The organism is Ornithobacterium rhinotracheale DSM 15997, assembly GCF_000265465.1.
Taxonomy (GTDB): Bacteria; Bacteroidota; Bacteroidia; order Flavobacteriales; family Weeksellaceae; genus Ornithobacterium; species Ornithobacterium rhinotracheale.
This window is the reverse complement of sequence record NC_018016.1, coordinates 264458-288548: the sequence shown is the minus strand read 5'-3', so window position 1 is coordinate 288548 and position 24091 is coordinate 264458. Positions and strand designations below refer to the sequence as shown.

Sequence of the window (24091 nt, the reverse complement as noted above, 5' to 3'; positions counted from 1 at the left end):
ATTAGAAATTATGTTAGAACATATAGAATTATTTTTCAAATCAATTTTCGTGGACAACATGGTGTTCGCGACTTTCTTAGGAATGTGCTCGTACCTTGCCGTTTCTAAAAAAGTATCTACAGCCGTAGGTTTGGGAGCTGCCGTAATCTTCGTAATGGCGATTACAGTTCCTGTAAACTGGTTGCTAGATCAATACATCTTGCAAGATGGAGCCTTGCAATGGCTAGGACCAGAGTTCGCTGATGTGAATTTGAGTTTCTTGTCATTTATCTTATTCATCGCTACCATTGCAACCATGGTACAGTTGGTAGAGATTATTGTAGAGAAATTTGCACCAGCTTTATACAACTCATTAGGGATTTTCTTGCCACTTATCGCGGTAAACTGTGCGATTTTAGGAGGTTCATTATTTATGCAATCAAGAGAAATTCCTACGATTGGTTTAGCATTAAACTATGGAATTAGTTCAGGTATAGGTTGGTTTTTAGCTATTGTAGCCATTGCTGCAATTAGAGAAAAAATCAGATATTCGCATGTGCCTGCTCCATTGAGAGGTTTAGGAATTACATTTATCACAACAGGTCTTATGGCAATTGGATTTATGAGCTTTGGTGGTATGCTTACTGGAAACGAAGAGAAAGAAGCTGCTGCTCAAGCAGACCAAGCGACAGAAGAAGTGATTTCACAAGATGAGCAAAAAGAAGCTACACCTGCAAACACTGCAACTGTAGAGAATACTAACCCTAAAGAGAACAACCAATGATTACAACAATATTGGCAGCCGTTGTCGCTTTCTTAGTATTGATTTTAATACTTGTAAGTATATTATTGTTTACTAAAGAAAAATTAGCGCCATCTGGCCCCGTAAAAATCACGATTAATAACGACGAAACTATTGAAGTCCCTTCAGGAGGATCTTTGTTAACTACACTTGGTAATGCTGGTATATTTTTACCATCAGCTTGTGGTGGAGGTGGTTCATGTTTACAATGTGAGTGTCATGTAGACCAAGGTGGTGGAGAAGCATTACCTACCGAAACGCCTCACTTTACAAGAAAAGAATTATTAAACGGAGCTCGTTTAGCTTGTCAAGTAAAAGTAAAGCAAGACATGAAAATCCGCGTACCAGAAGAAGTATTTGGTATCAAGAAATTTAATGCTAAAGTGGTGCGTAACTACAATGTGGCTTCATTTATTAAAGAATTTGTTGTTGAGATTCCAGAGGATATGAACTACAAAGCAGGAGGATATATTCAAATTGAAGTGCCTAAATGCGTAGTAAAATACGAGGATATCGACATCACAGCTCACCCACAAGATCACCCAGGAGAGCCAATGAAATTTAAAGAAGAGTGGGACAAATTTAAACTTTGGCCACTTGTAATGAAGAACGATGAGCAAGTAGAAAGAGCTTACTCAATGGCTTCTTACCCTGCAGAAGGTAGAGAAATTATGCTGAATGTGCGTATCGCAACACCACCATTTGATAGAGCCAAAGGTGGATGGATGGATGTAAATCCAGGGGTAGCATCTTCTTACATCTTCTCACTTAAACCAGGCGATCCATGTGTGATTTCAGGACCTTACGGTGAGTTCTTCATCAACGAAGATTCTGATTCAGAAATGATTTATATCGGTGGTGGTGCAGGTATGGCACCTATGCGTTCTCACTTATATCAATTATTCCACACGCTTAAAACAAATCGTAAAGTATCTTACTGGTACGGAGGGCGTTCTAAGAGAGAATTATTCTACATTCACTACTTTAGAGCATTGGAAGAAAAATTCCCTAACTTCAAATTCTACATTGTATTGTCTGAGCCACTTCCAGAAGACAATTGGAAAGAGAAAAAAGACATCAATGATGTGGAAGGAGATGGTTTCGTAGGATTCGTTCACCAAGCCTTGATCGACAATTATTTGAAAGATCACGAAGCACCAGAAGATATCGAATACTATTTCTGTGGACCACCAATGATGAACAAAGCCGTTGTAAAAATGTGCGAAGACTTTGGTGTACCAAGAGAGAATGTTCGTTTCGACGACTTCGGAGGATAATTTATCCTTCCTTTATAAAATTAAAAGCCTTGATTTCTTTAAATCGAGGCTTTTTTTGTATCTTCACTCGAGAGAATTAAATTCAAAAATCAATCATGAAAACAAAATTATTATTCTTGGCATTTTTCTTTGGAATTTTATTAAATGCTCAAACTTTTGAAGTAATGAGCTACAATATCCGTTATGCCAATCCCAATGACAAAGAAAACTACTGGAACCACCGAAAAGATGATTTCTCTACTTTACTCAATTATTACCAGCCATCTATTTTTAGTTTTCAGGAAGTATTGCATACTCAACTTTTAGACATTCAAAAAATGTTACCGAATTATGATTTTGTGGGCGTGGGGCGAGAAGATGGTAAAACTAAAGGAGAATATGCCCCCATTTTTTACAATAAAAAAATCTGGAAAAAATTAAAATTTGGCACATTTTGGTTATCACAAACGCCCGAAAAAGTTTCGATAGGCTGGGATGCAGCCCTTGAGCGTATTTGTACTTTTGCCGAACTTCAGAATATCAAAAATGGTAAAAAGCTTTGGGTGTTCAATGTGCATTTTGATCATCAGGGCGAAAAAGCTCGTTTGGAGTCAGCCAAATTAATTCAATCCAAAATCAAAGCCATGGTTCCCAAAGGGCAAGCTTTTATCCTCACGGGTGATTTTAATTTAGATTCCAACGAAGCCCCTATTTTATATCTACAAAAACACTATTCAGACACATTTTTGCACAGCAATACACCGCATTATGGTCCCAAAGGCACATTCAATGCTTGGAAATTGGACGCTCTGCTAGAAACCCGAATCGACTATATTTTTGCCCAAAATCTCAAAATTTTAAAACACCGCCACATTGCCGATAAGCGAGCTAGTGGGTTGTGGTTTTCCGATCACTTGCCCGTTTTGGTGCAATTAAGTTTTTAGCCAAAAACATTCAAACAAATTCCTATCTTTGCAACATTAAATTATTGTATGGAAAATTTTAAAATGCAAGCGAAAACCTTTTATGGGTTTGAGAAGATTTTAGCTAAAGAAATTAGAGAGTTGGGCGGTGCCAATGTCAAAATTAAAAACCGATTGGTGGAGTTTGAAGGCGATAATGGCTTTATGTACAAAGCCAATTATAGCTTAAGAACGGCGGTGCGTATCCTTAAACCCATCGAGCGTTTCAAGGCTAAAAATGAGAACGAACTTTATCGTGCGGTAAAGGACTTTGCATGGGAGAAAATTTTTCATGAAAACCAAACTTTTAGAATAGATTTTACGGTAAATTCCCCTAACTTTAAGCATTCTCAATTTGCGGCACTTAAAGTGAAAGATGCCATTGTAGATAGATTTAGAGATTTAACGGGAAAGCGTCCGAGTGTGGAGAAAAACACGCCAGATATTGTCATCAATTTGCACATTAGTCACACCACGGTTACGCTTTCGCTCGATAGTAGTGGAGAAGCATTGTTCAAGCGAGGCTATCGCCAAGAAACGGGGGCTGCACCAATGAACGAAGTAATGGCGGCGGGCTTGCTTAAAATGGCAGGTTGGGACGGAAAAGGAAATTTTCTGGATCCCATGTGCGGATCGGGAACTTTGCTGATAGAGGCGGCTATGATTGCGATGAATATCCCGCCACAATTGCATCGTCCGCATTTTTCGTTTGAAAATTGGCAAGATTTTGATGCTGATTTATTTCAAAAAATCAAACAAACTAGAATCGATAGAATTCAGGAATTTCATGGCGAAATCATAGGATACGACATCAATATGTTGATGACAAAAGTTGCTGAGAAAAACATTCAAGCGGCGGATTTGCAAGATTTCATTACAGTGAAACAGGTGAATTTCTTCCAAACTAAAAAAGAGCATTTCCCACTTTTAATTGTATTTAACCCGCCATATGGCGAAAGATTGGAGGTGAAAACCGAAGATTTTTACAGGAGAATAGGCGACACGCTTAAAAATAATTATCCAAACACTTTTGCATGGTTCATCACATCAGATTTAGAATCAGCCAAGGACACAGGCTTGTGGTACACCGAGAAAATTAAGCTCTATAACGGAAAAATCGAAACCGAATTTGTGAAATACGAGATTTACGACAAGGCAAAAGAAGATGAAGGAAATTAAATTTTCGGTAATTATTGCCGTGTACAATCGTGCCGAGGAATTGAGCGAATTGCTACAAAGTCTTGCACGCCAAACTTTCAAAGATTTTGAGGTGGTAGTGGTGGACGATGGTTCTTCGGTCGATTTGCAACCCGTGATATCGTTGGCAAAAAAAGATTTAAAAATCACTTATTTTTTTAAGCCCAATTCAGGACCAGGGCTTAGCCGAAATTATGGAATGAAACGAGCCACGGGAAATTATTTCGTGTTTTTTGATTCCGATACGATTGTGCCGAACGATTATTTTGAAAAATTATATCAAAAACTCTCTACCCGTTGGGTGGATTTCTATGGCGGAGCCGATACGGCGGGCAAAGATTTTTCTATATTGCAAAAGGCAATTAATTATAGCATGACCTCCACAGCCACCACAGGTGGATTGCGTAGTGGCAGAAATAGCGTAGGTAAGTTTCAGCCTAGGAGTTTCAATATGGGGCTTTCGCGTGCGGCGTTTGAAGCTAGCGGAGGATTTATCCCCATGCGTATAGGCGAAGACCCAGATTTAACAATGCGATTGTGGGAACTTGGCTTTCAGTCCGAAGGCTTTTCCGATTTAAAAGTAGAGCACAAACGCCGAAACACCTTGGAGAGTTTTGCACGGCAAGTGCGTGGTTTTGGTCGGGCACGCCCAATTTTAAACCGATTGCACCCAGCTTATACCAAGGCAAGTTTTTGGTTTCCTACCTTTTTTGATTTAGGATTTTTATTGGCTTTAGCACTACTATTTTTAGGTTTTCCTTATTTATTATACCTCTACGGAATCTATTTTTTATGGATTTTGATTGAATCTTCGGTGCAAAACCGTTGTTTGCGCGTGGGCGTTCTCAGCGTGGTAGTAGTGATTTTACAATTTGCTAATTATGGCTATGGATTTTTGGAAAGCCAAATCAAGATTAATTTACTAAAACAAGAACCTCAAAAAGCTTTCCCTAGGCATTTTTAAAATGAAAATCCGATTAAAAAAATTTTTTTTGATTGTAGGTGTTCAAATATTATTTTGTTTTTTAATAATTTCTTTATTTGAATTTTTAAGAATTTACCCCTTAGTATATCCAAAAGCTAGTACAATTTTAGGAACAATTGAGACACTGATGACTCTATTATTCTATTTGTACTGAATGGATTTTCTTATCTTTATTCGGGAAATATCACAAAAATAGTATTTGAAAATAATTATAGTGAAACTAATAAAATACTAATACATTTATGCTTAATTTCAATAAATGTTTTCGTGTATTTTTTAATTATATATAATGTTTTTCCTATTTTTATAAATGATTTTTTTAAAATTATAATTGCAGTTGTCTTGACTGAAATTGTTTTAATTAAGAAAATAAACTAAAATGGAAATTTTTACCGATGAATATTTTATGCAGCAAGCCTATATCGAAGCACAAAAAGCTTACGAAGCCGATGAAATTCCCGTGGGAGCAGTCATCGTGTGCAAGGATAAAATCATTGCTCGTGCGCATAATCTGACCGAACGCCTTACCGATGTTACGGCACATGCCGAGATGCAAGCCATTACTTCGGCGGCGGCATATTTAGGAGGAAAATATTTAAAAGATTGTACGTTGTATGTAACGCTAGAGCCCTGTGTAATGTGTGCAGGTGCTTTGTACTGGTCGCAGATTGATCGGGTGGTAGTTGGGGCAGAAGACTTGCACCGAGGCTACCGACAAGCGGGCTTAAGTTTACATCCTAAAACGCAAGAAAAGTTCGGTGTTTTAGCTGAAAAATGTAGCCTTATTATCAAAGATTTTTTCAAGGCTAAACGCTAGGTTTAGCCTTGAAAAAATAAAATTTATTTGCTCAAACGAAGCAAAATAGTTTCATGAGGTTGGATATTGAGCGAAATGCTATTTCCACGAATTTTAAAAGATTTTTTAGACCATAAATCTTTGGCTTGGCGATAAGATTTTACCCCGATTTTAGTTAAATCAAGGTTTACTTTTGCCTTTTTATCTTCGGTATTAAGCACGCCTATCGCAACATCTCCATTAGCCAAGGACTTTACAAAAACTTGTAATTTTTCGGTAAAAATCACTCTTTTAGCTTGTTTGCCAAGTGCATCTTGGTCGATGGCGATAACATCGGGATTCATTAATATTTCCTTGGTTTTAGGCGTCATGCTTTTTAAGTCCAGAGAAATCATCAGAGGCGAAGCCATCAAACTCCATAGGCTCATTTGTGATTGGTATTCTGTGTCGGTACAGCCATGTCCGTTTAGCTCCGTAGACGGTGCACCTTTTTTGCCATAAAGCCCAGCCACGAGCATATCGGGGTCGTTCCAGTAGCCGTTGCCCGCAAACTCATCAAGCGGAGCGTTGATGTTTAAAATATCTAAAATTCCTGCCCCCCAGCGGTGCAATTCTTCGGGCGTGGTGTAGGGCTCGGTGGCTTTCCATTTATCGCGAATGTCTGCCGATGTGCGCCAAAGGGTTCCGCCTGCGTTTTTAGCCCAGTGCCATGGCTTGCGATCGCCCCATTCGCAAATGCTGAAAACTATATTTCTGTTGGTTTTCTTGAGTGCATCGCTCATTTTTTTGTAGCGTTTTTTTGCCGTTACGCTGTCAGCTGGAGCACCACAATAGTCATATTTTAGATAATCAATTCCCCAATCGGCAAAGGTTTTGGCATCTTGCTCTTCAAAATTTAAACTCGCAGTATAGCCCGCGCAAGTGAGGGGAGCCGCATCGGAATAAATTCCTATTTTTAAGCCTTTTGAATGCACATAATCGGCAAGTGCTTTGATGCCAGAGGGGAATTTCTGCGGATCGGGAATAATGTTGTTTCTGTTATCTCGTCCGCCCTGCCAGCCATCGTCTATAAAGATGTAATCGTAGCCCAAATCTCTGAGCCCAGTACTTACCAAGTCATCGGCAAGAGATTTAATGTCATTTTCGTTGAAATCCACACCAAAGTAGTTCCATGTCATAAAGCCCATGGGAGGCGTTTCGGTTTGAGCCGAAAGCAAGAGGCTCTGTATAAAACAAAGTGCAAAAATAAGTTTCTTCATATATCAGCTATTTTTTTGATTAAAATTAAAAAATGAATGAAATCAGAATTTTCAAAATTCCAATCCTAACAAAGATAGGCTAATTTCAAAGGGCAAGCAAGATAAAGAAAACAATAAAATACTGATTTTTAATAGGTGAAATATTATTTTGTCATTCCGAACTTGATTCGGAATCTCAGAAAAAACGGAATTTATAGATTTTTATTCATATCTGTCATTCTGAATTTAATTTAGAATCTCTTCGTGCTAGACCCTGAAACGAGTTCAGGGTGACACGCGTTTCAGAAAGTGGTGCGTGGTGATGTCATTCCGAACTTGATTCGGAATCTGAAAAAACGGAATTTACAGATTTTTATTCATATCTGTCATTCTGAACTTGATTCGGAATCTCTTCGTGCTAGACCCTGAAACGAGTTCAGGGTGACAGCTCGTGGAGAGTTTATGCAATGTGATTAAGAGGTGAAATTTTTGCTGGTTGTTTACAATTAAACAACGCCACAGATGTCTCCTAAATTAAATGGGAAATCTATGGGCAGAGTTTAAAAGATTAAACCAAAAAAAAACGCGAAAATCCGATTTTCGCGCTTTTTTCATTGATTCTATAAATCTATTGAGAAACCAATTTTTTATGGTTTTTACGATAGAAATAGTAAGAAACTAAACTTAATACCAATGCAATGGCTACACTTATTGGTACCCAAGTAGGGATTGGGATTTTATCTCCCGCGGCGTAGGTGTGCAATCCGCTGAGGTAGTAGTTTACCCCAAAATAAGTCATAATCGGAGAAGCCACCGCCCACAGAGATGCAATATTAAACGCAAAATTTCCTCTAAGTCCAGGCACCAATCGCATGTGTAATACAAAGGCATACACAATGATAGAAATAAACGCCCAAGTCTCTTTCGGGTCCCAGCTCCAGTAGCGTCCCCAGCTTTCGTTTGCCCACATTCCGCCAAGGAAAGTTCCCACCGTGAGTAGGAAAATACCGATGGTAAGCGACATTTCGTTTACGATAGTGAGTTCTTTGATGTTTTTGGTTATAATTTTTGAAGGTTTTAAGCAATATAAAACCAAAGAGAAAATTGCTAATACCATTCCGAGCCCAAAGAAACCGTAACTTGCTGCAATGATGGCAACATGTATAATGAGCCAATATGATTTAAGCACAGGAACCAGTGGCGTGATTTGCGGGTCTAGCAAAGCTGAACCGTGCGCAAAGCCCATCATGATTACCGCAACGAAACACCCTGCTGCGGGTAAAAATGCGTTGCTATTTCGGTAGAGAATAAGCCCTGCCAAAACACCAATCCATGAGATGAATACAATGGCTTCGTAACCATTGGTCCATGGGGCATGTCCCGAAATATACCACCTCAAGCCAAGCCCAAAGGCGTGAACCATAAATACTGCCCAAGTGGCAATGAGGGTATAAAAAATGAGTTTTCTAAGGATTTTTTTGTTTGAAAATAAATTCATAAATCCTAAAATCAAAAAGATAATGCCCAATACTCCGTAAACTTTCATTACATGAAAGAATGGTTCAAAATGATTGTAAAAAACCTCAATATTCACTTTAGTTTGTGGTGGAACGATGTTTTTGCCCCATTTTTGTTGATAAGCACCAATCTCGTCTACCACGCTATTTGCTTGTGCCCAGTCGTTGTTTTTCTGTGCTTGGTTCACGGCGTTAAAGTATTTATTAAAGAAAGCAAGTGCTGTGGTATCGATGTCCATGGTTTCGCCTTGTTTAATCCAGCTCGTCCAAGTTTCGTTGATGTCGTTCTGCACAGGAATCATTTTTAAATAATAGCCTTTAGCCAAGTTATCCAAAATCGTGAAACGCTCGGTAACATTAATGATTTCGTTGTCTTGTTTGGTCTTTTCAGAAGGTTTTTTTCTAAAAGATTCGCCGTAGGCTTTAGCCAAATAAAATTCGCCTGTGCCTAGGTTCACCATATTCATAAGAGAAGTATGGTTCGTTTCATCTACCTTTAATTTTTTATATAATTCAGGACCGATGTCTTTGCCTACTTTAATGATTGGAGCCTTTGCCCACAAGCTAGGATTCTGCTGAACAGAAATAAACCAAGCGGTGGCAGGCAAGCCATAAAACTTGTCTGATTTATATACTTTTCTCAACAACTCAAGAGCATGAGTGCTCACGGGTTTAATGCGCCCGCGATCGTCTTGGATTAAAAGGTGTTCAAATTTATCAAGATGTTCTGGCGAAAAATGAATTTGTTTTACAATGTCTTCGCCTTTTTCGATTGTGGTGATGTTATCGGCCTTCATGGCAAATTCATCGCTGCCGTGATTGTGCCCATCGTGTTCGTGGTGTTGTTCAGCCTCGGCAGAATTAGCGATGCTGTCAAGCGTTCTGATGTGGCTTTCGGCATCTTGTGCTTTTAAGTTTTGAAGCGAAAGAACGCTTAAAAATCCTAAAAATAGGTATTTTTTATGACTTAAATTTTTAAGCATTTTAGCAAGATTTGTAAATCGTGAACCTTTCCAGAAAAGTGTTAAGAACATTCCTAGATACAGCATAAAATATCCGATGTAAGTAATGATTGTCCCTGGGCGGTCTTGGTTTACCGATAGGCGAGTCCCCAATTGGTCTGGGTCGTAGCCTGATTGGAAGAAGCGATACCCGCCATAATCCAACACATTGTTCATATAAATTCTATAATCTTTCTCTTTTCCGTTGTCGATTACAGCGATTTCGCTTGCAAACGATGAAGGATTTTGAGAGCCAGGATAAGTTTCCATTTGAAAATCTTTTAATTTAATGGCAAATGGCGTGTTGATGATTTTGGAGCCATAGCCTGCAGAAATCATAAGCCCGTTGATTTGTTTGCGTGCGCTCAAGTTGGTATAGCCTTCGCCGCCGCGCAAGATGAGGGTGTCTTTTACATTCCCATCTTTATACTCAAGCACTACCACGTTGCTGTTTTCTTGGTCTTTATTTTTATCACCTGCAATAAATTCTAGCGTTCCGCGGTAGGCAGGTTTAGCCAACACAAAATTCACAGGGCCGATTTGGTACATGGCGCGCAATCTTGCATTTTGTGGCGTGTTCACTTCGATTTTTTGTAAACTCTGGGCAAAGGTGGCAGAATCTGTTACAGCTCCCATTTGCTGTCCTTGCATGCTCATGCTCTGCCCCTCAAGTGGCGAATTAATTGTGAGTGCATTTTCGTTTCCAGAGATTTGGATAGTCCCTTCGATAGGATTATTGAAAGTGAAAATTGCCCCACCGATTTCCTTGATTTCGCCCTCTTGTATATAGTTGGTTTTGCGTCCGCCTTGTCCCACGGTTACGATTTCTAGGCTTAATTTTCCTTTACCTGCAATCACGGTATCTTTGGCATGCGGAATGTAGTCTAAAGATCTCACCGAAATGTCTCGGTCTTTAAACAAATATCTTTGGCTAAAGTTTCTATGCAAAGGAAAGCCCACCTTTTTGCTATTTAAGAAAGTCATGGTGTAGGGCGTTTCGTAAGCCAAATGTTGGTCGCCATCAAAAATATCTAATTTCACATAAGTTTTATTAGAAATAATGTGGTTTGAAGTTTCTCCCTCGCGGATGTTCATCATGCCCTCTACCGAGAATAGGTGCGTGTAAGCCGCCCCGATGAACATTACCACAAACGCCACATGGAATAGCAAAACACTCCATTTGCCCCTGTGCCACAAGCGATATCGGAAGATGTTGGCTATAAAATTGATGATTAAAAGCACCTGCAATACACTGAACCAAACGCTGTAATACACAAGCTGCTTGGCGGCGGGTGTGCCATAATCATTCTCTATAAAAGTTGCTACTGCCATAGCCACCGCATAAATCAAAAGCATCACTGCCATGGCACGAGTAGAAAAAAGAAGTTTCTTTATAATATTCATTTAAATAAAATTAAAAAAATCGTTTTTTTTTATATTTGTTTGAAAAGAAGATTTTATTCTTCAATCCATTCCATAATCTCGGCATCGGTAGGTTTTGTGCGAGAGTAGTAAACGCGTGCCACTGTGCCATCTTCATTAATCAAGAATTTTTGGAAATTCCATTCCACGGGTGCATCGATTACGCCGTTTTCGCTTTTTTGAGTCAAAAATTGATAAATCGGAGCTTGATTTTCGCCCACTATATCGATTTTGCTCATCATCGGGAAAGTAACATTGTAGTTGCCTGTGCAGAATTTTTTGATATCGGCATTGCTACCAGGTTCTTGCCCTTTGAAGTTGTTGGAAGGGAAAACTACAATAGTGAAATTGTGATTTTTATATTTTTGGTATAATTCTTCTAAATCAGCATATTGCGGTGTGAAACCACATTCCGAGGCGGTGTTCACAATCATGATTTTTTTGCCCTTTAAGTCCGAGAAATTAAAATCATTTCCGTCGATATCTTTCACGGTGAATTGATAAAGATTTTTCACTTCAGCGGGATTTTCCACAGTTGTAGTTTCAGGTTCTTTCGAGGTTTTTAAAAATTTACAGGCACTTAGCGATAAGCCCATACAAGCGATTAAAAGTGTTTTTTTCATTTTGGATTAAAATAAAATTTCGGCTAAAATACAAAAAATAAAAATTTTGTAGATGCCACTCACGCAGGTAAAACCCTTTAGGTGTAAATTTTGTGTAAAAATTAATTTTATGCACGAAATCTTATCAATTTTTTGTAACTTTATCATTTGAATTAAATCTTGATTTTTGAGGTTTAATTTAATGATGAAAAAAGAAAAATTCTGAACCTATATATGAGTAATTACAAGTACATAAACCGCGAGATTAGCTGGCTGAAATTCAATGCAAGAGTATTGCAAGAGGCCAGAGATAAAAGCGTTCCGTTATTAGAACGACTAAGATTTTTAGGTATTTATTCAAATAATTTAGACGAGTTTTACAAAGTGCGATACGCTACGGTGGTGCGTGCTTTGGAGATAGACCAAAAGATTTATTCCAATATAATTAAAGGTCAGTCGCTTAAAACTTTATTAAACGACATCAAAGAAAGCGTTTCCTTGCAACAGCAAACCTATGATGATACTTATGATGAGATTATCCGAGAATTAGAGAAAGAGGATATTTTCTTTATCGATGACACCGAGGTTTCGGGGAAATATGCCGACTATATTCGCGATTATTTTCAAGATAAATTAAGCCATACCATTGCGGTGTATCTATACCCGCCAGATAGTACCAAAATTCCAGAATTGCGAGAGGGGGCAAACTACTTGGCAGTGAAAATGGTGAAAAATCCTGAAATTAAATCCGAGACTCGCCGTTTAAGACAAAATTCTAAGGCTTGGAAGGGCATTAAACCCGAAAATGAGCCACAGCCAGTCAATACCTACGCGATTATTGAAGTGCCTACACATCTCTTCTCACGCTTTGTGGTATTGCCCAAGATGGACGAGAATCGCCACTATATCATGATGCTTGAAGATGTGATTCGATATAACTTAAATGAGATTTTCAATATTTTTGATTACGACCATATCGAGGCACATTCTTTTAAATCCTCCAAAGATGCCGAAATGGATTTGGATCAAGATGTGCAAAAAAGTTTCATGGATAGGATTTCGCGCAGTGTGGAGCGTCGCCGTAGTGGTGAGCCTGTGCGTTTGGTGTATGATAGAGATATGGCACCAGATACTTTAGATTATTTAAAAAAGATATTACATATCGATTCTTATGATACCATTTCGCCAGGTAGCAAATACCACAATAAGCGAGATTTCATTAAATTCCCGAATTTGGGCAGAACCGATCTAGAATTTAAAAAGATAAAACCACTTGTACCACCTGCATTACAGCATGTAAAAAGCTACATCAGCGAGATTGAAAAGCAAGACCACATGTTGTATGCCCCGTATGCCGATTATTCAGTTTTGTTGAAATTTTTGCGCGAGGCAGCGATAGACCCGCATGTGAAATCGATTAAAATGACGGTGTATCGTGTGGCTAGCGAATCGCAAATTATGAGTGCACTGGTGAATGCCGCCAAAAATGGTAAAAAAGTAACTGCCGTGCTGGAGCTTCGTGCAAGATTTGACGAGGCAAATAATGTGCACTGGTCTAAAACTTTGCAAGACGAGGGCGTGAAAGTAATCTTTGGTGTGGCAGATTTAAAAGTTCACTCAAAGTTAGGTTTGGTAACTTATGAGCGAGAGGGGGTGGAAAAGAAAATTGCATTTGTGAGTACGGGGAACTTCCACGAGAAAACTGCGAGAATCTATACCGATTTTACGCTGCTTACTTCTCGCAAAGAAATTACAGAGGAAGTATCGCAAGTGTTTGATTTCTTTGAATTTAATTATAAAGTTAAGCCGTATAAGCACTTAATCGTTTCGCCACACGAAATGCGCCGAAAGCTCACACGCTACATCAATCAAGAAATTGAAAATAAAAAGCAAGGAAAACCCGCGCAAATCAATATCAAAGCCAATAGCCTTTCAGATAAAAAGATGATAGATAAGCTGTATCAAGCCAGCCAAGCAGGGGTAGAAGTGCGTTTGGTAATTCGTGGCATTTGTTGTTTGATTCCTGGCATTCCAGGCATGAGCGAAAACATAAGAGCCATCAGCGTGGTAGATAAATTCTTGGAGCACCCGCGTATTTATTGGTTTAAAAACGGGGGAGATGATCAAGTTTACATTTCATCTGCCGATATGATGACGCGTAACATCGATCACCGTGTGGAGGTAGGCTGCCCTATCTATGACCCTGAATTGAAGAAAGAAGTAATGGATACCTTTGATTTAAGTTTTAATGACAATGTAAAAGGTAGAATCCAAAATAATACACAAGACGAAATTTATCAAAGCAACGATTTGCCAGAAAATCGTTCGCAAATTAGCATTTACGAATATTATAAAAAATTGTATAATGAAAATAACTAAACTTGCCGCCATAGACATAGGTTCAAATGCTGTAAGACTTTTGGTGTGTTCCATATATAATGAGGAAGGTCGTGTAACATTCAACAAAACCAGCTTGGTGCGTGTGCCGATTCGTTTGGGAGAAGATGCCTTTGTGCGAGGCGAAATTTCTGAGGAAAACGAAAAAAGACTGATCCAAGCCATGACTGCCTACAAACTCTTGATGGATGTGCACCAAGTGCAAGGCTATTCAGCCTTTGCTACATCTGCCATGCGAGAGGTGAAAAACGGTAAAAAAATCGTAAAGAAAATCCGCGAAAAAGCAGGCGTGGATTTAGAAATTATCGACGGACAAAAAGAAGGGCAAATCATTTTTGAAACCGAGCTAAAAGAATATGTAAACGATAAGAATTCCTATCTATACATAGATGTAGGAGGTGGTAGTACCGAGCTCACCGTTTTGGCGCACGGAAAAGTGCTCAATACCCGTTCGTTTGATGTGGGAACGGTGCGCTGGCTCAATGGCAAGGTAGATGCTTCCTATTTGGTAAAAGAAGTGAAACCTTGGGTAATTGAAAATTGTAAAGATTTAGGCAATATCGAGATGATTGGTTCGGGGGGGAACATCAACCATATTTTTAAATATTCGGGTAAAAAGAAAGCACTCAGCTTTACTTATCTGAACCAACAAAGAAAGATTTTAAGTGCTTTGGATTTCGAAGATCGTTTGTCTATTTACAACATGAAACCCGACCGTGCAGATGTTATCGTTCCAGCGTTGGAAATCTATACTTCGGTAATGAAATTTGCCAAAGCTAAAAAGATGCATGTGCCAAAAATAGGTCTTGCCGATGGAATGGTGCAGTATATGTATCACCACAAAAAATAGTAAAATAGAATTTGAAATTAAAACATTAGAAGAGTTTATTAAATAAAATTATGATACTTAATATAGGAGAAGTTAGAGAATTATATATTGCGAGTGATAAATTCGGTATATTTGATGAAAATAATTTAAAAGATTTAGATTATAATAAATGGAGAGATTATGTCAATGCGTCTGATTTATTCACATGGTTTGAAAACACAGAAGATGGACAAGAAATTTTATCTAAAATTGATACAATTCCAGATGATTTTAAAGAGAGTTTTCTTTCTTTATTTGATTATACAAGCTGTTATCGAGACTGGAATGACTCAAAAAGCATATATAATATTGGGGTTATCTTTCATAAAGAACTAAAAAGAATTACAATTTCTTTTGAAAAGAAAGTTACAATTTCTGATTTGAAATTATTTTTAGAAATGGCAAACTATCTCGACGCTTTACTTTTAGTAGATGGCACAAAAATAATAGATGAAAAAGTTATTGCAGAGCTTCAAATGTAAATACACCATAGAAGATTTCGTAAAATAGAAATTATGAAAATAGGAAGAAATGACAATATAAAAATTGTAGGAATGAAATCAGATTTGAAATCAAATTCAATTGAAAAAATAGACTATCTGAAATGGATCGAATTTATCGAATTTAATAAAGATTATTTTGTGTGGTATGAAAATACAGAAGAAGGAAAACATGTGTTAGAAAACATAACAAAAGTACCAGATTGGGCAAAAGAACGCGTCCTTTACAATTTAAACAAGACAACTGTATATAGTACAAATAAAATTGTGGAAAATCAACATGATTTAGTCGTTAGATATTTAGAGAATGGCAGTATTAAAATTGATATAGAAAAGAAAATGAAAAAAGAAGTTGCTAAAATTCTTTTAGAAATGGCAAATTATTTGGAAGGTGAACTGATTATAAATGAGAGGAAAAAGTTAGAAAATATTGAACAATTAAACTAATACTTAAATTCATATTTATTTATATGCCAAAGGAAAATATTTCCCCTGAGTTGTTAAAAAGCTGGCAGTCAAAATTAGAAGAAATAACAAAAAATAGTAAAATAGAATTTGAAATTAAAACATTAGAAGAGTTTATTAAATAAAATTATGTTAACCCGAGGCTCATGGACAACCTTTTTTATAATGCACTACGGGTTATGATGACTGTTTCCCTATTACGAAAAACTAAAAAAGCGATTAAAAAGCGTAGAGCCAAAATATAATGTGTAAAATGAGAACACAAATTATCAAGACAATGTAAAGTTAATTTGAATAGGGGGAGAAAGAAAACGGGAGCGGATATGTTTTGCAAAAACTATAATTTATCGTATTTTTGAAACTTTGAACTAAAACCCAAAAATCGTTTAAATTCATATTTTTTATGAGGAAAAATCTGATTTTTGTGTAATTTTTATTCAAGGAAAATTAAAAATATAAATTTTTAAATTAAATGAACATAAAACAACATATTGCCGAGATAATTTTAGACACGCTAAAGGAGAAATTTCAGCTTTCGCCAGAGAGTGTGGAAATTCAAGTTACGAGAAAAGAGTTTGAGGGAGATTACACTTTAGTCGTTTTCCCATTGGTGCGTTTGCTTAAAACCAAACCAGAGCAAGCGGGCGAAATGATAGGAGAGGCTTTGATGGAAAAAAATCTTTTTTCGGGCTACAATGTTGTGAAAGGATTTTTGAATCTTGTACTTTCAGAAAAGTTTTTTGCAGAATACTTACAGCAATTAACGGAGGGCGAAAAAGCCCCAGCCATTCAACAAAAATTGATGGTAGAATACTCTTCGCCTAACACCAACAAGCCATTGCACTTGGGGCATATCCGTAACAATTTATTGGGCTACTCGGTAGCCGAGATTTTAAAAGCGGCGGGCAACGAAGTCATCAAAACACAAATCGTGAACGATCGTGGAATCCATATTTGTAAATCCATGTTGGCGTGGCAGAAATTTGGCAACGGCGAAACACCGAAAAGCGCCAATATCAAAGGCGACCATTTGGTGGGGAAATACTATGTAGCTTTTGATCAAGCCTATCGTGCAGAAATCAAAGATTTGGTGGAGCAAGGCGTGAGCGAGGAAGAGGCGAAAAAGAAAGCTCCTATCTTTTTAGAAGCACAAGAAATGCTCAGAAAATGGGAAGCCAACGACCCAGAAGTGCGTACGCTTTGGGCTACGATGAACGATTGGGTGTACAAAGGATTTGATGAAACCTATGAGCGTCTTGGTGTAAACTTCGACGAAGTGCAGCACGAGAGCGAAACTTATTTGCTCGGTAAAGATTTGGTGAATCAAGGTTTAGAAAAAGGTGTTTTCTTCAAGAAAGAAGACGGCTCAGTTTGGATTGATTTAACCAGCGAAGGACTAGACGAAAAATTAGTATTGCGTGCCGACGGAACTTCGGTTTACATCACGCAAGATTTAGGAACAGCCGTAGAGCGTTTCAAAAATTACAATATCGATGGTTTGACCTATGTCGTGGGGAATGAGCAAGATTATCACTTTAAAGTTTTATTTTTAATATTAAAGAAATTAGGCTTTGATTGGGCAGACCAATTACATCATTTATCATATGGAATGGTTGACTTGCCAGACGGGAAAATGAAATCTCGTGAGGGAACCGTGGTAGACGCAGACGATTTGATGGATGAGATGAAACAAACCGCCAAAGACATTGCTGCCGAAGCAGGAAAATTAGATGGGCTCAGCGAAGAGGAAAAAGAAGAATTATACGAAATCATCGGGCTGGGCGCGTTGAAATATTATATCCTAAAAGTGGACCCTAAAAAACGAATCTTGTTCAATCCCAAAGAGAGCATCGATTTCAACGGGAACACAGGGCCATTTATTCAATACGCTTATGTGCGTATCCAGTCGGTGTTGCGCAGAGAGCAGCCACAATCGGTAGATATGAGCGAATATAAATTCAGCACGATAGAAAAAGATTTGCTTAAAGCCATTAACGAATACAACGAAACAGTGCAAAAAGCCGCTCAAGAACTGAGCCCCGCTTTGATTGCAAACTATGTGTATGATTTGGTAAAACAATTTAATTCGTTCTATCAAAATCACAGCATTCTCAACGCCGATACCGATTTGCAAAAACAAGTTCGTTTGCACCTAGCCGAGCAAGTAGCCGTGAAAATCAAAAAATCACTCAATTTACTTGGAATCAAAGTGCCACAAAGAATGTAATGTTCATAATTTTATAAAAATTGACGCCGAGCGAAATTTCGCTCGGCGTCATTGTTTTTTTATAACTCTAAATAATCTTCTAGCAAGATTTCGATATTTTTGTAACTTGATTTATTTTTCAGCACATCTAGCACAAAAGATCGGTCGCACCATTGTGCTTCAGAAATATCTTCTTCCGTTTGTGGCGTAGGCAATTCATCGCCTTTGTAGAGCATTTCATACCAGTAAGTTGTTTTCAAAACGGGCTTGCCTTTAAGCTCGTACATGTGATAAGTCTTCGGCAATTTTTTAGTAATATTTAAATCTGTAATGCCACATTCTTCTTCCACTTCGCGCAGTGCGGCCGCTTGTTTTTTCTCATCTTTTTCGATTTTTCCTTTGGGTAAATCCCAAGTATTGAGGCGATAAATCATCAAAATTTCCCCTTTTTTATTTTGAACAATACCGCCTGCCGCTTTGATGTTCTCAAAACTTGCTTTAAACTCCTCAAAAGTATTTTTAGGCTTTTTTGAAACAATACAAAAAGAACCCATTTCGCCCTCGTTTTCCTCGAGCATACAAAGGTTGTAAATGTGTTCAAAAACCTTGGTGTTTTTCACCACGATATTTAGGCAATTAGCCTTTTTACTTGGATTTTCAGCAAAAGAAACTTCTACATTATTAATAAAAACTCTGTACATTTTTGTAGTTTTACATTTTAAAGATATAAAATTAATTAAAAAATGAAATTTGAAAGTAAAAAAATTGTTATAAATCAGCCACAGGCACAAATTCACCAAACATTAGCACAGCCAGAAAATTACGAAAGCTTAATGCCAGAAAATACCAATTTCTTTCTGTATGATGATGCTAAAGGTTTTGACTTTCAGTTGAATGGAATGCCAAAGGTAGGGCTTAAATTAAAAGAAATCAACGAACCCAATTACATTTTATTTGAATCACCGAATGCCAACTTTAATTATGAAATGAAAATTGTAACCGAGGCGTTGGGCGATTCACAAACTCAGGTTTTTATTGATTTTAATGGAAAATTCAATCCGATGATTGAGATGATGGTAAAGCGACCATTGACCAATTTTCTTGAAAAATTAATGGATAATTTAGCCCAAAAATATAGCTAAATAAAAATTGAAATAAAATCCTTAATTTTGCACCCACTTTCAAAGAATTTGAACCATGTCAAACTTAATAGAAAAACTACAAGGAATACAACAACGCTTTGATGAAATCGCTGATTTAATCATTCAGCCCGATGTCATCAACGATCATCAGCGTTATGCCAAGCTCAATAAAGAATACTCAGATTTAAAAGAAATTGTTGAGGTAAAAGAAGAGTACGAGGCACAATTAAACTTGCTCGAGGAGGCAAACCAAATCATCGAATCTGCCGAGGATAGAGATATGGTAGAGCTTGCCAAGGAGGAAAAAGACAGTGCACTGGCAGCGATTCCAGAAATCGAGGAAAGAGTGAAATATCTTTTAATTCCGAAAGATCCCGAAGATGACAAAAACGTGATTGTGGAATTGCGTGCAGGAACTGGTGGGGACGAAGCGGCGATTTTCGTAGAAGATATTTTCCGTATGTATTCTATGTATTTCAAAAGTAAAAATTGGAATTTTGAGGTTTTAAACGCAACCGAAGGAGGAATCAAAGGATACAAAGAATTGGTGCTCGAGGTGAGCGGTGATTCTGTGTACGGAACAATGAAATTTGAAAGTGGGGTGCACCGTGTGCAGCGTGTGCCAGAAACGGAGTCGCAAGGGCGTGTGCACACTTCGGCGATTACAGTGGCTGTATTGCCAGAGGCAGAAGAAGTGGATGTGGAAATCAACCCAGCAGATTTGGAATACCAAACAGCGCGTTCAAGTGGAGCGGGAGGACAGAATGTAAACAAGGTAGAGACCAAGGTGCAATTAACGCACAAGCCTACGGGAATCATGATTCAGTGTCAAGAATCTCGTTCGCAACACGCCAACAGAGAAAAAGCCTTGCAAATGCTCCGCACCAAATTATACGAAATCGAGTTTGAAAAAATTATGAGCGAGCGTACCGCACAGCGTCGTTCGTTGGTGTCTTCGGGAGACCGTTCGGCAAAAATCCGTACTTATAACTATCCGCAAGGGCGTGTGACCGATCACCGAATCAATAAATCGATTTATAATCTCGATAACTTTATGAATGGCGACATTCAAGAGATGATCGATGCACTTAAATTAGCAGAAAACGCCGAAAAAATGAAAGGCGAGGAGGCGATATAAGACAAAATTTGTTCTATGATAATAAACGAGGCGTTTCTTTACTACATTTGGAAATTTAAACTGTGGAGTAAAGGAACGCCTTTGCTTTCTACCCAAGGCGAGAGCATCGAGGTGATTTCGCCAGGAGAGAGAAACGAGCACGCAGGTCCCGATTTCATCAATGCCAAATTGAAAATCAATGGTATTTTATGGGCTGGCAATGTGGAAATTCATGTAAAATCGTCTGACTGGATTTTGCATAATCATCAGCAAGACAAAAACTACCAAAATATCATTTTGCACATCGTTTTTGAAGACGATTACCAAGAATCATTGGGCAAATTTTCTACTTTAGAACTAAAGAAATATTTGCCAAATGCCATCATCGGGAAATATCAAAATTTGCAAGAAAATTTTGATTTCATTCCTTGCGAAAAATTCATGGGAGATCTAGATGACTTTTATCTAAAAACCTTTACCGAGCGATTATTCATCGATCGATTGCAACAAAAATCCGAGCAGCTCAATCAGCGATTGCAATATTTAAAAGGCGATTGGGAAGCCCTTTTGTTTGAAGAATTAAGCTATATTTTTGGATTGAAAATCAATGCCGAGCCTATGCGGCTTTTGGCTAAATCTTTTCCTTTCCAAGTGTTGCGTGCCAATCATGGAGAAGCCGAGGCATTGCTTTTAGGGCAAGCGGGATTTCTGGAAGAGCCACAAGATGATTATAGCATTGCGTTGAAAAAATCCTATGATTTTATTCGGCATAAACATCAATTGTCGCCCGTTTCCAATCATTTATTTAAGTTTTTGCGATTGCGCCCGCCGAGCTTTCCTACGCTGAGAATTGCACAATTAGCAGGGATTTATCGCGAAACGCACCAAATGTTTTCTTTGCTACAATCGGCACGGAATTTAAAAGAATTTTACACCATTTTTGAGCGATTTTCCACGAGCGAATATTGGGATAATCATTATAAAATAGGCGTAGAAAGCAAACGAAAAACGACTAAAAAAATATCCAAATCGTTGATTCATTTAATCTTAATCAATGTTTGGTATCCGATTTTGTTTTTATTTGAGAAAAATCAAGCCGATTTTGATGTGGAAAAATTTTTAGAGGCTTATGCCGAAATTCCAGCCGAAGAAAACTCTATTTTGTTGAATTTTAGAAATTTAGGAATTGAAATTGAAAATGCACAAGATAGCCAAGCTTTGCTAGAATTGAAAAAAAGTTTTTGCAATCACAAAAAATGTTTATCTTGTAACATTGGAAATCAAGTTTTAAAATCATGCTAGACGATTTAAGAATCAAAATGGAAGCTCACGGATTTGAGGTAATTTCTCGTATTTCGGACAAGCTCGGAATGCGTGCCGCCAAATTGCGTTTGCTTTTCATTTATTTATCTTTTGCCACATTAGGAATTACCTTTGTTTTTTATTTAATCATGGCGTTTTTCCTTTGGGTAAAAGACGGCTTCATCAAAAAAAGAAAATCAGTTTTTGATTTATAATTAAAAAACACATTTTGAGGGATTTTTTTCAGCATTTTTCAGTCAATCGTAGTCAGCGAGTTGCATTTTTGTTGTTGTGTTTTTTGGTCGTTGTGGGGCTTTTAGGTTTAGAATTTATGCCTAATTTTTCAGCAGAAAGCAAGCCCGCCGAGCTTCCCGATGAGGTGAAAAGTTATTTAGCACAAACCGAAAGTTTAGATGAAAAAACTACCGAAATTCAGTTAGAAAAATTTAATCCCAATGCTTTGGATGCCGAGGGGTTTCAGCGTTTAGGCTTTTCTAAAAAGCAAGCAGAAATCATTGTAAAATATCGTTTTTCTCTGGGCGGAAACTTCCAATCCGCGGAAGAATTTGCGAATTGCTTTGTCGTGAGCGAGGCGAAATTTAAAGAGCTTCTACCGTATATTGAACTCCGCGAAGTGGCAACGAAATCTACGCCACCATCGCCGAAAACTTTTAGTGATAAAAAATCCATTAAAATATCGAATTTTAATCCTAATACTTTAGACCAAAAAGGCTGGGAACAGCTGGGCTTTTCAGAAAAACAAGCCCAAGCTATAATTAAATACAGAGATAAAATTTTGGGTGGTGAATTTGAGAATTTACAACAAATTAAGGATTGCTATGTTATTAATGATTTTAAATTTAATCAAATAAAAGATTTTATTACTCTGCCCAAAACGAAGTCTGCACCTCAGAAAAAGCAGCAAAATATGATTTTGTATCCCAATGAAATGACTTTAAAAGATTGGTTAAAAATAGGATTTAGTGAGGCAGATGCTAAAAATATTCTTAAATTTCGGGGTTTTATGGGGAAGTTTAAATCAGTCGCAGATTTAGAAAAATTGAAGATTGATAATATCGAACTTTTAACCCAGCTAAAAAATCAATATATATTAAAATTTGATTGAAAATTTTGAGAAAATGAGAGAAAGAACAGAAGAACAAAATATCATTGTAGAAGCCATTAGAAGTTTTGCCGAACAAAGAATTAAACCCCATGTGATGGAGTGGGACGAGGCACAACATTTTCCTGTAGAATTGTTTAAAGAATTGGGCGAAATGGGCTGTATGGGCGTATTTGTGCCAGAAGAATTAGGCGGTTCGGGCTTGAGTTATGAGGAGTATGTGGACATTATCGACGAGATTTCGCAAGTAGATCCTTCCATTGGATTGTCGGTGGCGGCTCACAACTCGCTCTGTACCAATCATATTTTGACTTTTGGGAACGAGGAACAAAAACAAAAATGGATTCCGAAATTGGCATCTGGACAAGCTCTAGGAGCTTGGGGACTTACCGAGCACAATACGGGCTCTGATGCGGGCGGGATGAGTACCACTGCCGTGAAAGATGGCGATGAATGGGTGATTAATGGAGCGAAAAACTTCATTACACACGCGATTTCTGGCGATATTGCTGTGATTATGACGCGCACGGGCGAGGTGGGAACTTCGGGGAATTCAACCGCTTTTGTGCTAGAAAAAGGAATGCCAGGCTTTACTTCTGGTAAAAAAGAGAATAAATTAGGTATGCGTGCTTCGGAAACAGCCGAATTGATTTTTGATAATGTACGCGTGCCAGATTCGCATCGTTTAGGCAATGTGGGCGACGGGTTCAGACAGGCTTTAGCCATTTTAGATGGCGGGAGAATCTCGATTGCAGCCTTGGCTTTGGGTATTGCAAAAGGGGCTTATAAAGCAGCGTTGCAATATGCTAAGGAAAGAAAACAATTCGGTCAGCCAATTGCTAATTTCCAAGCCATTAATTTTAGATTGGCAGAAATGGCAACTAAAATTCACGCTTCTGAATTAATGATTTTGAAAGCTTGCGAAATGAAGCAGAAAAATCTAAAAATGACCAAAGAAGGTGCTATGGCTAAATGGTATGCTTCGGAATCTTGTGTGGAAATCGCCACCGATGCGGTACAAATTTTTGGGGGCTATGGTTATTCCAAAGATTTTCCTGTGGAAAAATTCTTTAGAGATTCAAAATTGTGTACCATAGGAGAGGGAACCACAGAGATTCAGAAACTGGTGATAGGACGCGAGATTTTAAAATAACTTAGGATAGAAGAACAGAAAGCCGTAAAAAAGCTTTCTGTTTTTTTTTTTTGAATTTTAC

The 24091-nt window shown here is 37.8% G+C and carries 21 protein-coding genes; 17 read left to right on the top strand and 4 right to left on the bottom strand.

What is annotated here, in order from left to right; genetic code table 11:
• Window positions 1-10: 10 nt before the first annotated feature.
• The 6 genes from nqrE (at window position 11) to ORNRH_RS01335 (ending at window position 5998) form a co-directional block, all read left to right on the top strand.
• Window positions 11-763: an NADH:ubiquinone reductase (Na(+)-transporting) subunit E gene (gene nqrE, locus ORNRH_RS01360; RefSeq protein ID WP_014790124.1), complete on the top strand. Its 753-nt coding sequence runs from the start codon at window positions 11-13 to the stop codon at window positions 761-763.
• Window positions 760-2058, top strand: a complete 1299-nt coding sequence (gene nqrF, locus ORNRH_RS01355; RefSeq protein WP_014790123.1) for an NADH:ubiquinone reductase (Na(+)-transporting) subunit F — start codon at window positions 760-762, stop codon at window positions 2056-2058. The genes nqrE and nqrF overlap by 4 nt, the downstream gene beginning before the upstream one ends.
• 95 nt (window positions 2059-2153) lie before the next feature.
• Entirely contained in the window at window positions 2154-2981 is an 828-nt protein-coding gene (locus ORNRH_RS01350; protein ID WP_014790122.1) for an endonuclease/exonuclease/phosphatase family protein, read from the top strand.
• A 48-nt stretch (window positions 2982-3029) separates the two neighbouring features.
• The gene (locus ORNRH_RS01345) at window positions 3030-4178 is read left to right on the top strand and encodes a THUMP domain-containing class I SAM-dependent RNA methyltransferase (RefSeq protein WP_014790121.1); all 1149 of its coding nucleotides are present in this window, start codon (window positions 3030-3032) and stop codon (window positions 4176-4178) included.
• A complete protein-coding gene (locus ORNRH_RS01340) occupies window positions 4165-5160 on the top strand; it encodes a glycosyltransferase family 2 protein (RefSeq protein WP_014790120.1) in 996 nt (331 codons plus the stop codon). The genes ORNRH_RS01345 and ORNRH_RS01340 overlap by 14 nt, the downstream gene beginning before the upstream one ends.
• Before the next feature lie 400 nt (window positions 5161-5560).
• The gene (locus ORNRH_RS01335; RefSeq protein WP_014790119.1) at window positions 5561-5998 is read left to right on the top strand and encodes a nucleoside deaminase; all 438 of its coding nucleotides are present in this window, start codon (window positions 5561-5563) and stop codon (window positions 5996-5998) included.
• Window positions 5999-6021: 23 nt separating this feature from the next.
• On the opposite strand, the gene ORNRH_RS01330 is transcribed toward ORNRH_RS01335, so the two are convergent.
• The 3 genes from ORNRH_RS01330 to ORNRH_RS01320 form a co-directional block, all read right to left on the bottom strand.
• Window positions 6022-7236, bottom strand: coding sequence for a glycoside hydrolase family 27 protein (locus ORNRH_RS01330; RefSeq protein WP_014790118.1), 1215 nt, complete (start codon window positions 7234-7236; stop codon window positions 6022-6024).
• A 607-nt stretch (window positions 7237-7843) separates the two neighbouring features.
• On the bottom strand, window positions 7844-11137 hold the full coding sequence (gene ccsA, locus ORNRH_RS01325) for a cytochrome c biogenesis protein (RefSeq protein ID WP_014790117.1): 3294 nt from the start codon (window positions 11135-11137) through the stop codon (window positions 7844-7846).
• Window positions 11138-11190: 53 nt separating this feature from the next.
• Complete coding sequence (locus ORNRH_RS01320) at window positions 11191-11778, bottom strand: glutathione peroxidase (RefSeq protein WP_014790116.1); 588 nt, start codon at window positions 11776-11778, stop codon at window positions 11191-11193.
• Window positions 11779-11991: 213 nt separating this feature from the next.
• Between ORNRH_RS01320 and ppk1 the strand changes: the two genes are divergently transcribed.
• From ppk1 to argS, 5 genes are all read left to right on the top strand, one after another.
• Window positions 11992-14136 (top strand): polyphosphate kinase 1, encoded by a 2145-nt coding sequence (gene ppk1, locus ORNRH_RS01315; RefSeq protein ID WP_014790115.1) that lies wholly within the window; start codon window positions 11992-11994, stop codon window positions 14134-14136.
• A complete protein-coding gene (locus ORNRH_RS01310) occupies window positions 14123-15004 on the top strand; it encodes a Ppx/GppA phosphatase family protein (protein WP_014790114.1) in 882 nt (293 codons plus the stop codon). The genes ppk1 and ORNRH_RS01310 overlap by 14 nt, the downstream gene beginning before the upstream one ends.
• A 50-nt stretch (window positions 15005-15054) precedes the next feature.
• Window positions 15055-15504 carry a hypothetical protein gene (locus ORNRH_RS01305; protein WP_014790113.1) on the top strand — a complete coding sequence of 150 codons (450 nt, stop codon included), beginning with the start codon at window positions 15055-15057 and terminating at the stop codon, window positions 15502-15504.
• Between the two features lie 33 nt (window positions 15505-15537).
• Window positions 15538-15969, top strand: coding sequence for a hypothetical protein (locus tag ORNRH_RS01300; protein ID WP_014790112.1), 432 nt, complete (start codon window positions 15538-15540; stop codon window positions 15967-15969).
• 490 nt (window positions 15970-16459) lie between these two features.
• Window positions 16460-18214 carry an arginine--tRNA ligase gene (gene argS / locus ORNRH_RS01295; protein ID WP_014790110.1) on the top strand — a complete coding sequence of 585 codons (1755 nt, stop codon included), beginning with the start codon at window positions 16460-16462 and terminating at the stop codon, window positions 18212-18214.
• A gap of 59 nt (window positions 18215-18273) precedes the next feature.
• Here the strand turns inward: argS and ORNRH_RS01290 are convergent, their stop codons facing one another.
• Window positions 18274-18894 (bottom strand): NUDIX hydrolase, encoded by a 621-nt coding sequence (locus ORNRH_RS01290; RefSeq protein ID WP_014790109.1) that lies wholly within the window; start codon window positions 18892-18894, stop codon window positions 18274-18276.
• Between the two features lie 42 nt (window positions 18895-18936).
• Here ORNRH_RS01290 and ORNRH_RS01285 point away from each other — a divergent pair, with 42 nt between their 5' ends.
• Genes ORNRH_RS01285 through ORNRH_RS01260 form a run of 6 tightly spaced genes read left to right on the top strand, consistent with a single transcriptional unit; the run spans window position 18937 to window position 24030 of the window.
• Window positions 18937-19335, top strand: a complete 399-nt coding sequence (locus ORNRH_RS01285; protein ID WP_014790108.1) for a hypothetical protein — start codon at window positions 18937-18939, stop codon at window positions 19333-19335.
• A 55-nt stretch (window positions 19336-19390) separates the two neighbouring features.
• Window positions 19391-20473, top strand: a complete 1083-nt coding sequence (prfA, locus tag ORNRH_RS01280) for a peptide chain release factor 1 (RefSeq protein ID WP_014790107.1) — start codon at window positions 19391-19393, stop codon at window positions 20471-20473.
• A gap of 15 nt (window positions 20474-20488) precedes the next feature.
• Window positions 20489-21754: a DUF2851 family protein gene (locus tag ORNRH_RS01275; protein ID WP_014790106.1), complete on the top strand. Its 1266-nt coding sequence runs from the start codon at window positions 20489-20491 to the stop codon at window positions 21752-21754.
• Entirely contained in the window at window positions 21748-21969 is a 222-nt protein-coding gene (locus tag ORNRH_RS01270) for a PspC family transcriptional regulator (RefSeq protein WP_014790105.1), read from the top strand. The genes ORNRH_RS01275 and ORNRH_RS01270 overlap by 7 nt, the downstream gene beginning before the upstream one ends.
• 14 nt (window positions 21970-21983) lie before the next feature.
• The gene (locus tag ORNRH_RS01265; RefSeq protein WP_014790104.1) at window positions 21984-22880 is read left to right on the top strand and encodes a ComEA family DNA-binding protein; all 897 of its coding nucleotides are present in this window, start codon (window positions 21984-21986) and stop codon (window positions 22878-22880) included.
• 13 nt (window positions 22881-22893) lie between these two features.
• Complete coding sequence (locus ORNRH_RS01260) at window positions 22894-24030, top strand: acyl-CoA dehydrogenase family protein (RefSeq protein ID WP_014790103.1); 1137 nt, start codon at window positions 22894-22896, stop codon at window positions 24028-24030.
• Window positions 24031-24091 lie beyond the last annotated feature (61 nt).

Coding starts and splice junctions, on each gene's coding strand:
- ORNRH_RS01310 (WP_014790114.1), top strand. CDS start 14,123: ATGAAAATAACTAAACTTGCCGCCATAGACATAGGTTCAAATGCTGTA.
- argS (WP_014790110.1), top strand. CDS start 16,460: ATGAACATAAAACAACATATTGCCGAGATAATTTTAGACACGCTAAAG.
- ORNRH_RS01335 (WP_014790119.1), top strand. CDS start 5,561: ATGGAAATTTTTACCGATGAATATTTTATGCAGCAAGCCTATATCGAA.
- nqrF (WP_014790123.1), top strand. CDS start 760: ATGATTACAACAATATTGGCAGCCGTTGTCGCTTTCTTAGTATTGATT.
- ORNRH_RS01340 (WP_014790120.1), top strand. CDS start 4,165: ATGAAGGAAATTAAATTTTCGGTAATTATTGCCGTGTACAATCGTGCC.
- ORNRH_RS01285 (WP_014790108.1), top strand. CDS start 18,937: ATGAAATTTGAAAGTAAAAAAATTGTTATAAATCAGCCACAGGCACAA.
- ORNRH_RS01275 (WP_014790106.1), top strand. CDS start 20,489: ATGATAATAAACGAGGCGTTTCTTTACTACATTTGGAAATTTAAACTG.
- ORNRH_RS01350 (WP_014790122.1), top strand. CDS start 2,154: ATGAAAACAAAATTATTATTCTTGGCATTTTTCTTTGGAATTTTATTA.
- ORNRH_RS01300 (WP_014790112.1), top strand. CDS start 15,538: ATGAAAATAGGAAGAAATGACAATATAAAAATTGTAGGAATGAAATCA.
- ORNRH_RS01260 (WP_014790103.1), top strand. CDS start 22,894: ATGAGAGAAAGAACAGAAGAACAAAATATCATTGTAGAAGCCATTAGA.
- ORNRH_RS01345 (WP_014790121.1), top strand. CDS start 3,030: ATGGAAAATTTTAAAATGCAAGCGAAAACCTTTTATGGGTTTGAGAAG.
- ppk1 (WP_014790115.1), top strand. CDS start 11,992: ATGAGTAATTACAAGTACATAAACCGCGAGATTAGCTGGCTGAAATTC.
- ccsA (WP_014790117.1), bottom strand. CDS start 11,137: ATGAATATTATAAAGAAACTTCTTTTTTCTACTCGTGCCATGGCAGTG.
- nqrE (WP_014790124.1), top strand. CDS start 11: ATGTTAGAACATATAGAATTATTTTTCAAATCAATTTTCGTGGACAAC.
- ORNRH_RS01320 (WP_014790116.1), bottom strand. CDS start 11,778: ATGAAAAAAACACTTTTAATCGCTTGTATGGGCTTATCGCTAAGTGCC.
- ORNRH_RS01290 (WP_014790109.1), bottom strand. CDS start 18,894: ATGTACAGAGTTTTTATTAATAATGTAGAAGTTTCTTTTGCTGAAAAT.
- ORNRH_RS01330 (WP_014790118.1), bottom strand. CDS start 7,236: ATGAAGAAACTTATTTTTGCACTTTGTTTTATACAGAGCCTCTTGCTT.
- ORNRH_RS01270 (WP_014790105.1), top strand. CDS start 21,748: ATGCTAGACGATTTAAGAATCAAAATGGAAGCTCACGGATTTGAGGTA.
- ORNRH_RS01305 (WP_014790113.1), top strand. CDS start 15,055: ATGATACTTAATATAGGAGAAGTTAGAGAATTATATATTGCGAGTGAT.
- prfA (WP_014790107.1), top strand. CDS start 19,391: ATGTCAAACTTAATAGAAAAACTACAAGGAATACAACAACGCTTTGAT.